This is a genomic window from Limosilactobacillus sp., from assembly GCF_051873035.1.
Lineage (GTDB): Bacteria > Bacillota > Bacilli > Lactobacillales > Lactobacillaceae > Limosilactobacillus.
Genome location: NZ_JBJEEL010000029.1, coordinates 1 through 11,328 on the forward strand (window position 1 = coordinate 1; position 11,328 = coordinate 11,328).

The following is an 11,328-nucleotide window of genomic DNA, read 5'->3' on the forward strand; positions in this document are numbered from 1 at the left end:
CGTTTTTTATTTACCACCAACTGGGTGGCTAACTTCATTCTATAATCTACCAGAATTATCAAATCTATTGAAAACTAGCCTTTTTACTAAAAAAGGGCATCCTTTCAGATATCCCGCCGGCTTGGAATAAGTAACCAACTGATTCCAATTTGCGCACCGGCCTTATCATATTAATCGCACCTAATAAGTACGTTAAAAATTCAATCTACAAGGTAATTGAATTAATTCGTTCGACACTGAAATAGTATTACCGTTTGCTAGCGCTGGCCTCGGCTGGCGCTTTTTGTTGACTCAGTTCAGTACAATCACCTTGCCAAAGCTCTTCTTGCTCTCCAGAAACGCATGCGCCTGGGGCAATTCATTTAACGAAAAGATCTTCGTTGGCTTAACCGCTACCCGCTTTTCCTCGATTAGCTTCAGCATGTCATTTAACTTCGTATTGTCAACGTTGCCCGAATAAAAGCTAGTGAGGTAGGCGTTCGGTGCCAGGTCCATGATGGGGTCAAATTCGGGTAAGTACCACTGGTTCCCCAGCTGGCCCGTACTGCAAACGATCCCGCCCTCAACCACGTGCTTAAAGCTATCCTTTGTCGTGGCTGGTCCGATCAGCTCCAGTACCTTATCAAACTTTTGGTCCGTCTGTAATTGGCCATCATGATCCGCAATGACATCATCAAAACCCTGGTCAAGAAGCTGGTCTTTTTTGGCCGGGTTCCTCGTCGTCCCAGCAACCTGAATACCTGGGTAGCAGGCCTTCGCCAGTTTAACAAAGGCGATACCAACACCACTGGTAGCTCCCCGCACCAATACGTGGTCACTAGCTTGCAGGCGTAAATTCAACATTGAACCATCGGCCGTGTAATACGTTTCGGGAATCGTCGCCAGTGTTGCCCAGTCAAGGTTCGTGGTTACCGGGTAAATCTGGTCATTCGGCAGGAGGGTGTATTCGGCATAGGACCCATCGAAGGCCCGGCCCATCTCACCCATAATTGAAACGACCTTTTGGCCCACCGGTAACTTTTGCGGGTCGGTGGTGTCGGCAATGACGCCCACACACTCAATTCCCAGGATTCGGGGAAATTTCACATCCGGTGAGAGCCCCTGCCGCGTAAAGATCTCGGAATGGTTGACCCCAAAGCCCTTCACCTTCACCAGCGACCAGCCCGGCTTAACCTGCGGTGTTGGGACCTCTTTATAAGTTAACTGTTCCGGACCACCGGCCTTGTATATTACAACTGCTTTCATTAGTCCTTACCTCGCACTTCTTAAAACACGCTGCCAGCGATGAACCAAACTCCATTTCACTATCCATAAGATGCCGGCACAGACTAGGGTAAGTGCCATCGTTAAAATGGTCCCCCATAGAATTGGAACTGCCTGTTGGCTCTGCAGGCCTTCAAAGAGTAACTGTCCAAGCCCGCCGGCATTGATCGTGGCCGCAATCGTCGCGATCCCCATCGTTGAAGCCAGTGCCACCTGGATCCCACTAAAGATGGCGGGCAGGGCCAGGGGTAGCTGAACCTTAACAAAAACCTGCCATTGGGTCATCCCCATCCCCCGGGCAACCTCGACTAAGCTTGGGTCAACCTCCCGGATACCGGTAATAAAGGAACGGAGAAGGACATACTCACTGTAGATGGTCAACACAATGATGGCGCTCCGCATGCCAAGTCCCGAGAACGGTAAGAGGATGGCAAAGAAGGCAAAGCTCGGGATCGAATAAAGGAGGGAAAAGACGTAAACCAGCCCTTCCAGCCAGTTACGCTTACGCATCAGCACCAGGATTAACGCCATCGCGATGATGATCGCAATTGCTAGGGAGGCCAATACCATAACGGCATGCTGCTGAACGTCTTCCAGCATGGTCTGCCAATTCATCTGCCAATACTCAATCATCTTGGTCCCCCTCCCATAACTGGTGATTCTGCCGGACGGTCCCCAATAATTCCTTGACAAACTGGGTTTTCGGCTGGTGAACAATCTGGGCCGGGACATCAAACTGCTCTAGTCGTCCCTGGTTCATCACCATGACCCGTTGGCCGAGAAAGAGGGCCTCGTTGATATCGTGGGTGACAAAGAGGAAGGTCTTATCCGCTAGGGCCGCGTGGATCCGCTTCAGTTCCTTTTGAAGCTGGATCCGGGTAAGAGCATCCAATGCACCAAACGGTTCATCAAAAAGAATGTAGGGCGGGTTGGCGGCTAGTGCCCGGGCAACCCCGACCCGTTGCTGCTGACCACCAGAGAGTTGGCCCGGATACCGATTAGCAAACTGGGCCGGGTTCAATTGAACTAATTCCAGTAGTTCCTGAATCCGCTGGTCAATCTTATCCTGCTCCCACCCTAACATTTTCGGAACAACGGCGATGTTGTCGGCAATGGTCATGTGGGGGAAAAGGCCGATCTGCTGAACCACGTAGCCTATATGCCGGCGCAAGTCGACCAGGTCCCAATCACTAAGCCGCTTACCAGCGATCGTAATGGTTCCACTGGTCGGCTGAATAAGGCCATTGATCATCTTAAGCGTGGTCGTCTTACCACAGCCTGACGAACCCAGAACGGTGACAAACTCACCTTTATCAATACTAAATGATAGGTCATCAACGGCCGTATTTTGACTGTACTTCTTACTGACATGGTTAAATTGAATAATTGGATTGCTCATGTTGTTGTACCTTTCTGATCAAGTAATCAAAGCCAAGCATTGCGAGTAGTGATAAGAGAGCAACGCTAACCCCACCGATAAGAACATAGGCCATATTATAAAGGCCGAGCCCGGTAAAGATTAGAGTACCCAGGCCACCAGCACCGATATAGGTTGCCAACGTAGCGGAGGCGATAATTTCAATCAACGCTAGTTTAATTCCGTTCAGGATGTAGGGCATTGCCAGCGGGATCTCAATCTGCCGGCGCAACTGCCGCTGGTCCATTCCCAGCGCTTCGCCGACCTCCTTGTAAAGTGGGCTCACTTCGTTGAAACCCAGGATCGTGTTAATTAGCAACGGCGGGAGTGCCAAAATAATCAGGGCAATTAGTGCCGGAAGTAACCCGGTCCCGATAAAGGGAATCAAAAGAAATAGCAAAGCTAAACTCGGGATAATCCGCAGGACCTGGGCAAAGGCGGTACAAAAACCCGCAACCGTTCGATTGCGCGATCCTAAGTAGCCTAACGGTAGGGCAATAGCCATCGCAATCGCTAAGGTTAATACGCTGATACCGATGTGCTGACCAACGTAGCCCCAGTACTGGCCACTATTGTTTTGAAAGTAATGGATGATTTGGTTAAACACTTTTCTTTCCTTCCTTTTAGATGAGCGATTCCGAACTTGTAACTACTTATCTTTATTCTGTAGTACACGGGTAACTTGAGGGTCGAACTGTTTTAAGCAGCTTCCCCATTAGGCAGTGAAGTTTCAATACTCCCCGCCATGTTATCACTAGTTAGCAATATTTTCCCCTTATAAGTCTCAATAAGCGCCTTGCGACTCTCATGGGGCCACTTTCTTACCACCCCATTGTAATTAATCAAGTTACTAATGTCAATTTAAATAGCGAAAGTGCCACCTTGCTGTTGACAGCTTGCTATTTCTTGGTATATAATTCGTCACGAGTTGAAATTGCTATTATTTAAGGAGGAAGCACCGATGAATTTTAAGAAAATAATAAAGCCAGTTGTGATCGCAATGGTTACAATTATAGGGCTTGGTACCGTCGTTCCGGCCGCACACGCCGCTTCAAGCAAGCCAATCATTGTCGGTTCCAAGGCATTACCAGAAAGTAAAACCGTCAGCGAAATCTATGCCCTCGCACTAGAAAACGCTGGTTACAAGGTTACGCGAAAGCAAAACATCGCTAATTCCGTGGTCTACAAGGCCGTTAAGAGCGGGCAGATTGACGTTTATCCAGACTACACTGGGACAATCGTCGAGGCCTACAATCATAAGAATGGTCATGGCAAGACCGAAGCGCAAATGGCTGCTATGGCAAAGAAGGAAGCTGCTAAGGATAACCTAACTACTTTTAATTACGCTCCCGGCGATGACCGCCAAGGGGTGGGGATCCGTACCAGCGTAGCAAAGAAGTACCACATTAAGAACTTAAGTGACCTGCAAAAGAATTCCTCCAAGATCCGTTTTGCTTCCCAGGGTGAATTTGAAAAGCGGGCCGACGCCCTGCCGGGGATGAACAAGACCTATGGCAAGTTCCACTTCAAGTCCATCAAGGACTACGATACCAGCTTGCTCTACAAGATCATGTCACAAGGAAAGGCCGATGCGGCCCCAGTTTCCACGACGGACGGCCAGCTAGCAACGAGTAAGTTCACATTAGTCAAGGATAACAAGAACCTGTGGTCACCATATAACTTGGTGCCAGTTGCCAATAACAAGGCCGTTAAAGCTTACCCTAAGATGGAAAAGACTCTGAATAAGGTCGACGCTAAATTAATCACCAAGCAACTAGTTCAACTGAACAAGAAGGTCAGTGTTGACGGTCAGAATTACAAGACCGTTGCTAAAAATTGGTACAACCACAATATGAAGTAATTATATTAACTAAATAGGCTGTGACTTAGGTCTGTTATATCGATTACAGGTCCACAGCACGGTACACAAAAGGGGCCCAGAGTTCGGTAAAATCGAACTCTGGGCCCCTTTTCTACATATTCAAAAAGCCGTGCGGGTCGGGATCCAGGATTTGAACATCCTGGCCCTCCTTTTGTTCACGCGCCACCCGTTTATTTCCCCAATCAGACATTGCCACCAGGATTTGGCGAAGGGACCGGCCCTCCGCCGTTAATGAGTATTCAACTTTGGGTGGGACCTGACCGTAAACCTTACGTTTAATGATCTTATCCCTTTCTAGTTCACGTAATTGCTTGGTTAATACCCGTTGTGAGATGTTTGGAATGGCCCGCCGAAGTTCACTCGTCCGCATTGTACCGTCACCAAAATGGCACAAAATAATTGGCTTCCACTTACCGCCAATTACGTCTAACGTTGCCTCCACCGCAACATGGTAAATCTTTCTCACGCTGCTTTCTCCTTCCTATTAACCACCGAAACCTTCTACTTGACCAAACTTATTTAAGAAACTGGTGGTCTGCTGATCAGTAAAGTTCATCGCGTCTAAGAAACCAGTTCGTAGTTCGCGCTGTAATCCACCTGGCAGCCCAACTAGTTCCATATCAACCGGTGATAATTGATAACGAATACTATTCTCATCCCCAGCAGCAACTTTTTCAACCCAGTTCGGTTCACGTAATAGTTCCCGGCCCATCGCCACGAGGCTTGCTCCCGTGCTAAGGACATTTTCCGCATCAGCGGGGGGTTGAATGCTCCCCACCTCAATCAACGGCTTCCGCCCGGCAATCGTTTTGAGGATCTTACCATTAAGTGTTTCCTGGTCATTCTTATCAATTAAGGACGTCCGCCGGTAGTTACCCATTGAACTGTGGAGATAGTCAATGGGTTGGTCACTGAGGGTATCCACCAATTTTAAAGTGTCCGCGATTCTGATACCGGGCTTCGATAGTTCTTCCGGTGAGAAACGGTAGCCAATAATAAAGTCCTGCGGCGCGTACTGGTCCGCTACCCGCTTAACTTCCGCAATCACGGCCTTTGGAAAGGCCATCCGTTGATAAACATCCCCGCCCCACTTGTCGGTCCGCCGGTTACTATGCGGGGAGAAGAACTGCTGAAGCAGGTAGGTATTGGCACCGTGAATCTCAACCCCATCAAAGCCGGCCTGAATAGCACGACGGGTGGCCGCACCAAAGTCTTTGATAATCGCCGTAATCTCTCGTTCGGTTAAGGCAACCGGGACATTCTCAGGATCACGGTGTGGGGCCACGGCACTCGCACTATGGGGTTGCTTCCCCCGCAGGATTTCCTTAGTTGTTTTACGACCCGCGTCAAAAATCTGTAGGACGGCCTTAGAACCCTTGGAGTGAATTGCGTTGGCGAGTTTGCTAAGGCCCGGGATAAAGCGGTCTTCCGCAACGGAAAGTTCCCCCTCAAAGCCCTTCCCGGTCGCATCGACGTTAGCAACTTCAACGATAATCATCCCAACGCCGGAGCGCATCCGGTAGAAATTAACCTCATCGTTTGAAACGGTCCCGTCAAAGAAGCTCGACTGGGTCGTTACCGGGGCCATTACAATGTGGTTTTGTAGCTTGGCACCATTAGCGAATTGATATGGTTCCATAAAGTGATATTGTTTCGTCATGTTCCATACTTCCTTTTTCGTTGATGGTCTTACTATATAATCGTAAGTAACTTTCGTGAAGTAGGCACTTATTTAGCCGCTAGGAACATTGAGGGCCCCTTTGAATCAGGGCAACGTTTAGCGGGGCCATCTTTTTGATATAAAAAAGGACACTTGCACGTTGTCGTTAGTTAAACGGACTTTGGCAAGCGTCCTTAAATTTACTAGATTACTGAGCAGTGTATCCACCATCCGCTACGAATTCGCTACCGGTTGAGAAGCTCGATTCATCACTGGCAAGGAATAGCAGCATATTGGCAATTTCCTCTGCTTTCCCTAGTCTACCGAGCGGGTGTAGACCGAGTAGTTTCTCCTTAAGCTTGGGATCATCTGCCATCTGATTTTCAACCAGCGGCGTCATAATATATCCTGGGTGGACTGAGTTAACACGGATATCATAACCCTTTCTAGCAGTATCAAGCGCCGCCGACTTAGTCATCATCCTTACACCACCTTTTGAAGCGTTGTAAGCAAACAGGTCCGGGTCACCGATCAGGCCTTCAATTGATGAAACGTTAATAATGGAATTACTCTCGTGGTTGTCTTTCATGGCGTTAATCCCGTAATGGATACCGTACATGGTACCAGTGAGGTTAATCGCGATCGTCTTATTCCAGACGTCATCAGTGATATTTTCCGCGTCGGCAAAGATACCAACACCGGCATTATTAACTAGCACATTGAGCTTACCAAACGTCTTTAGTGTCGTATCAATAACGCGTTTCCAATCACTTTCTTTAGAAACATCCTGCTGGATAAAGCGGGCGTTCGGGCCGAGTTCTTTAGCAGCCTTCTCACCTTTTTCTGAGTTCCGGGCCGTAATGACCACCTTAGCGCCTTCCTTTACGAATAACTTGGCGCTGGCGAAGCCGATTCCCATACTACCACCAGTAATTAGTGCAACCTTATTCTTTAAACGATCCATTTTTACTCTCCTTAGTTAATTTCTTGCATCAAATCATCGATAATGGCACTCACCGGACGAATCTCGTGAATATTAGAAATGCCGTTTCCTAAAGTGATGTAGCCATGATCAAAGTCACCATCTAGCATTGCCGTCTTGATACCACCCCGCATTGCTTGACCAATCTGTGCACTCGGCACTCCCTCATGGTCCATCTTTACTAATTTCTCCGCTAATTTAGTCGGCAGGGAACGGTAGAACGGTGCCGGGGCCGTCCGAAAGAGCAAGAGGTCTTCAGCAGTGCTGTCAACGACCAGCTGCTTAACTTTTTCGTCCGCCCGACATTCGGTGCTGGCAATAAACACGGTTCCTGAATAAACCCCTTCTGCGCCCAGGGCAAGGGCGGCCTTAACACCACGGGCATCGGCAATTCCCCCGTCAGCGAGCACGGGCACATCAACTGCATCGACGGTCATCGGGATTAAATCAAAATTGCTGATTGTCTTCCCCGGAAGATCGCCACCATGGTCGAAACCGGTTACCGCGATCAAATCGGCCCCGTTCTTCTCGGCCTCTTTAGCTACCTTCAGGTTTGGGCAGAGGGCCCGGTAAATAATCTTGATGTGATTCTGGTGCAGCATTTCAAACAACTCTGGGCGAATCACATTTCCGACATAGGTAACGGCGGCTACCCCTTCTTCGGCCGCCATTTGAATCATCGGAACGGTAAATGGATCCTTATCCGCTTCACCGGGCAGAAGGCTCAGGCCAAAGGGGTGCGTCGTTAATTGCTTGGTCTTCCGTACTTCAAGCCTCATTTTTTCAACTGCCTCTTCAACCGAAGTGGTCGGGGCAGATTGGCCAGCGTTGGGGCCCAGGACTCCTAAACCACCGGCATTGGAAACCGCCGCGACGAGGTGGGCATCGGTTAGCCAGGTCATTGGTCCCTGGACGATTGGCTTTTCAATCTCAAGAATTTTAGTGACACGGTTCTTAGTTGTCATGGTAAGTCCTCCTCACTTCTTGTACTTGTCTTCACAATGCCAGTATAATTAAGAATGAGTTTAGTAAAAAGTAGGCACTTAAAAGTGCCTACTCAAGATAAATGAAGGTGAGAAAGTGGAGAAGTATAACTTAGGCGTTTACTATATTTTGAAAATTATTAACGGTAAATGGAAGCCTTCAATTATTTGCTTTTTAGGAGCTGGCGAGAATCGCTATGGGCAACTACTACGCCACGTTAATGCAGTTACACCCACCAAAGTTTCTAAAAAAGTCCTGACCCAGCAGTTAAACCAGTTGATCGCAGACCACATTGTCGAAAAGAAAAGCTTTGATGAGGTGATCCCACACGTAGAGTACTCTTTAACACCAGAAGGCGAAGCGCTGCGCCAAGAAATTATTAACCTATCCCGATTCGGTGAACAGATGGCGCAAAAACTATCTACGCCCGATGACCCGATCAAGATTGCCTACCTGTATGACTCGGGAACAAGTAAGCTCCCCACTAAGAACCCTAGTATCGATTAACAAAAGTGACGCCTAAAGGAATTTCCCCCATAGGCGTCACTTTTATTATTTTTGGCTATCTTGTTTTTCCTTATTCTGCTTCTGACGTTCTTCCATCATTTTCTGATGGTCAGCAATGCTACAGCCTTCGGGGCCGCACATTCCGTCCATGTTTCTAGAAGTAATGAATTCGATTGCGTCTAACTTATTCTTTTCTGCCATAATTTGATTCTCCTTTATCCCTTTTCGCCACGGCTCTGGCGCTCCATATTTTCAATCACAACATCGAAAATATCGCCCAGCGTGGCTAAGTAGTCAATCACCTTGCCCGGATGATCAGTGTGGAAATGAAACTTCATTAGTTCACTGTCACCACCGACGATTAACGAGTTCCCGACAAAACGCTCCGTAATCTGCTGACGAAGTTGTGTTGCGGACCACTGACAACCTTCAATTAAAGCCTGGGTATCGAATTGATATTCCTTCACTTGATTTCCTCCTTTCCCCAATCACAAATCATCCGCAAAATTGGCAAGAGGCTCTTTCCCTTCGGTGCCAAGGAGTATTCAACCTTGGGCGGAATTTGCGGGTATTCCTTGCGGATAATCAAGCCATTTTCTTCCAATTCTTTTAGCTTCTTTGAGAGTACCCGGTTGGTAATGTTACCAAGGGTACTCCTGATTTCGCCATAGCGCATCGTGCCAATTTCTGAGATACAGAATAAAATATTCATTTTCCACTTACCGCTGATTAGTTCCATCGCCTCGTCAAAGGGTTCCATGTCAATCCTTTTGAAATTGGCTAGGGCATCTTTCTTATCCATGTTATCCCCCTTACTATCTATTTGGATACTATGTATCTAAAAGGTCCATACTTGTCATTACTATACGGCGATTATATACTAAGTTCGTCAATAAAGCTAACTTTTTGTAAGTTAAGGAGGAATTACTATGGTAAAAATTTCCGTATGGACCGATTACGCTTGTCCATTCTGCTACATCGCCGAAGCGCGAATTGATAACCTAGTACAGGAAATGGGCGTTGAAGATCAAGTTGAGTTTGACTATCACAGTTTTGAACTCTACCCTGATGCGCCGCAGGATGTTCAAGAGACCACGGTAGTCCGGTTTGCGAAGAAATACGGGTTAACTGAAAAGGAGGCTGCAGACCGGATCGACAAGATTGCGGAATTAGGCCGCGCCGAAGGGTTGGAATTTAACTACAGCTCCACCTTGAACACCAACAGCATGGACGCCCACCGGCTAACCCAGTACGTCAACTCTTTGGGTGACCCTAAGCTGACCAAGCGAGTTTCTGACCTCCTGTTTGCTGCCTATTTCGGTAAGAACCTGAAGCTGGCTGACCACGATGTTCTACTAAATGTCGCTAAAGAAGCCGGGCTAGACCTGGCAAAGGTTAAGGAAGTCCTCGAGGGCAATGCCTTTTTTGATAATGTCCGCGCTGACGAAGACTTTATTACAAGACAGGGAGTGAATGCCGTTCCCTTCTTTGTTATTGATAATAAGGGCATTATGGGTGCGCAGCCCAAGGCAATCTTTAAGCAGGTAATTACGGAAGCGTTGCAAAAAGAACAGGCTACTAACTAAGGGCTGGTGAAAAAATGCGGTTATATGTGCAACCCGTTCGGGACGTTTTTCAAACCAACGCCTACTTCTACATTAACGAAAAGAATAACCACGGCTGCCTGATTGATCCAGGAGCACAGGCCGACCTCCTGCTCCGCATCATTAAGCAGCACGGTTGGCAGATTGATGCGATCCTATTAACTCACGGCCACTTTGACCATACCGGGGCAGTCGACCAGCTCACTAAGGCATTGAAGATTCCATACTACATTCATCAACGGGGTCCCGAGTACCTCCAGGATGACGACCTTAATCTGGCCAGACGGAATCACCGACGGATCGTAATTGAGCAGCATCCCCGCTTACTGAAAGACGGCGATCAGCTTAACCTGAAGGAAGCCGACATTAATTTTGCAGCCATCTACACCCCGGGCCATTCTTTTGATTCGATTACGTACTACGATAAGGAGAATGCCGTCGCGTTTGTGGGTGACGTCCTGTATAACGATGGTCCGGGAATTTGGCAGTTTCCGGGCGGCAATAAGGCAGAACTGATGAAAACGATCAATGAAAAGCTCTGCCCGCTGCCGACAGAGGTACAGTGTTTCGTCGGCCACACGATGCCGATGCAGATTAGCCAGGTAAGAGCTGTAATGAAAGAGATCAATGAAGATTAAAGGAGTCGATAAAATGAACGTCATTTCAACCACCGACCAAACTTTTGAAAAGGACACCAGTACCGGGGTAACCCTGACTGACTTTTGGGCTACCTGGTGTGGTCCCTGCCGGATGCAGTCACCAGCCGTGGAAAAGGTTGCCGCTGATGACGAGATGAAGGACGTCAAGATCACCAAGATGGATGTGGACGAAAACCCCACAACGGCAAAGAATCTCGGGATCATGAGTATCCCCACCCTCCTGGTAAAGAAGGATGGTCAAATCGTCGATAAGCTCGTTGGCTACCACTCCCCGGAACAGATTAAGATGATTTTGAAGAACCACATGGATTAAACGGCTCTTTGTCAAGAAGTACTGATAAGAAAATTGAATAGCTTTTTAAGCAGCTCT

General features: G+C 47.9%; 16 protein-coding genes. 5 read left to right on the forward strand and 11 right to left on the reverse strand.

Annotated features, from left to right (window positions below; all coding sequences use genetic code 11):
- Positions 1-291: 291 nt before the first annotated feature.
- From ACI31H_RS02840 to ACI31H_RS02855, 4 genes are read right to left on the reverse strand one after another with little or no spacing between them, the layout of a single operon-like run.
- The gene (locus ACI31H_RS02840; RefSeq protein WP_439770486.1) at positions 292-1,245 is read right to left on the reverse strand and encodes a zinc-binding alcohol dehydrogenase family protein; all 954 of its coding nucleotides are present in this window, start codon (positions 1,243-1,245) and stop codon (positions 292-294) included.
- 6 nt (positions 1,246-1,251) lie between these two features.
- Positions 1,252-1,896: an ABC transporter permease gene (locus ACI31H_RS02845; protein WP_439770487.1), complete on the reverse strand. Its 645-nt coding sequence runs from the start codon at positions 1,894-1,896 to the stop codon at positions 1,252-1,254.
- Positions 1,889-2,662 carry an ABC transporter ATP-binding protein gene (locus tag ACI31H_RS02850; RefSeq protein WP_439770488.1) on the reverse strand — a complete coding sequence of 258 codons (774 nt, stop codon included), beginning with the start codon at positions 2,660-2,662 and terminating at the stop codon, positions 1,889-1,891. Before ACI31H_RS02850 ends, ACI31H_RS02845 begins: the two co-directional genes overlap by 8 nt.
- A complete protein-coding gene (locus ACI31H_RS02855) occupies positions 2,637-3,287 on the reverse strand; it encodes an ABC transporter permease (protein ID WP_439770489.1) in 651 nt (216 codons plus the stop codon). The genes ACI31H_RS02850 and ACI31H_RS02855 overlap by 26 nt, the downstream gene beginning before the upstream one ends.
- Positions 3,288-3,641: 354 nt before the next feature.
- Here ACI31H_RS02855 and ACI31H_RS02860 point away from each other — a divergent pair, with 354 nt between their 5' ends.
- On the forward strand, positions 3,642-4,541 hold the full coding sequence (locus ACI31H_RS02860; RefSeq protein ID WP_439770490.1) for a glycine betaine ABC transporter substrate-binding protein: 900 nt from the start codon (positions 3,642-3,644) through the stop codon (positions 4,539-4,541).
- Between the two features lie 112 nt (positions 4,542-4,653).
- Here the strand turns inward: ACI31H_RS02860 and ACI31H_RS02865 are convergent, their stop codons facing one another.
- From ACI31H_RS02865 to ACI31H_RS02880, 4 genes are all read right to left on the reverse strand, one after another.
- Positions 4,654-5,028 (reverse strand): winged helix-turn-helix transcriptional regulator, encoded by a 375-nt coding sequence (locus tag ACI31H_RS02865; protein WP_439770491.1) that lies wholly within the window; start codon positions 5,026-5,028, stop codon positions 4,654-4,656.
- Between the two features lie 18 nt (positions 5,029-5,046).
- Positions 5,047-6,222, reverse strand: coding sequence for an NADH-dependent flavin oxidoreductase (locus ACI31H_RS02870; protein WP_439770492.1), 1,176 nt, complete (start codon positions 6,220-6,222; stop codon positions 5,047-5,049).
- 208 nt (positions 6,223-6,430) lie between these two features.
- Positions 6,431-7,186: a glucose 1-dehydrogenase gene (locus tag ACI31H_RS02875; RefSeq protein ID WP_439770493.1), complete on the reverse strand. Its 756-nt coding sequence runs from the start codon at positions 7,184-7,186 to the stop codon at positions 6,431-6,433.
- Positions 7,187-7,197: 11 nt separating this feature from the next.
- Positions 7,198-8,169 (reverse strand): NAD(P)H-dependent flavin oxidoreductase, encoded by a 972-nt coding sequence (locus tag ACI31H_RS02880; RefSeq protein WP_439770494.1) that lies wholly within the window; start codon positions 8,167-8,169, stop codon positions 7,198-7,200.
- Between the two features lie 115 nt (positions 8,170-8,284).
- Here ACI31H_RS02880 and ACI31H_RS02885 point away from each other — a divergent pair, with 115 nt between their 5' ends.
- Entirely contained in the window at positions 8,285-8,695 is a 411-nt protein-coding gene (locus tag ACI31H_RS02885; protein WP_439770495.1) for a winged helix-turn-helix transcriptional regulator, read from the forward strand.
- Between the two features lie 45 nt (positions 8,696-8,740).
- Here the strand turns inward: ACI31H_RS02885 and ACI31H_RS02890 are convergent, their stop codons facing one another.
- Genes ACI31H_RS02890 through ACI31H_RS02900 form a run of 3 tightly spaced genes read right to left on the reverse strand, consistent with a single transcriptional unit; the run spans position 8,741 to position 9,497 of the window.
- On the reverse strand, positions 8,741-8,896 hold the full coding sequence (locus tag ACI31H_RS02890; protein ID WP_439770496.1) for a hypothetical protein: 156 nt from the start codon (positions 8,894-8,896) through the stop codon (positions 8,741-8,743).
- Positions 8,897-8,910: 14 nt separating this feature from the next.
- On the reverse strand, positions 8,911-9,162 hold the full coding sequence (locus ACI31H_RS02895) for a kinase to dihydroxyacetone kinase (RefSeq protein WP_439770497.1): 252 nt from the start codon (positions 9,160-9,162) through the stop codon (positions 8,911-8,913).
- Positions 9,159-9,497, reverse strand: a complete 339-nt coding sequence (locus ACI31H_RS02900; RefSeq protein WP_439770498.1) for a winged helix-turn-helix transcriptional regulator — start codon at positions 9,495-9,497, stop codon at positions 9,159-9,161. Before ACI31H_RS02900 ends, ACI31H_RS02895 begins: the two co-directional genes overlap by 4 nt.
- Positions 9,498-9,624: 127 nt before the next feature.
- Between ACI31H_RS02900 and ACI31H_RS02905 the strand changes: the two genes are divergently transcribed.
- The 3 genes from ACI31H_RS02905 to trxA are packed head-to-tail and all read left to right on the forward strand — an operon-like array spanning position 9,625 to position 11,271.
- Complete coding sequence (locus ACI31H_RS02905) at positions 9,625-10,281, forward strand: DsbA family oxidoreductase (protein ID WP_439770499.1); 657 nt, start codon at positions 9,625-9,627, stop codon at positions 10,279-10,281.
- 14 nt (positions 10,282-10,295) lie between these two features.
- Entirely contained in the window at positions 10,296-10,937 is a 642-nt protein-coding gene (locus ACI31H_RS02910; protein ID WP_439770500.1) for an MBL fold metallo-hydrolase, read from the forward strand.
- Between the two features lie 13 nt (positions 10,938-10,950).
- Positions 10,951-11,271, forward strand: coding sequence for a thioredoxin (trxA, locus tag ACI31H_RS02915; RefSeq protein WP_439770501.1), 321 nt, complete (start codon positions 10,951-10,953; stop codon positions 11,269-11,271).
- Positions 11,272-11,328: the final 57 nt, after the last annotated feature.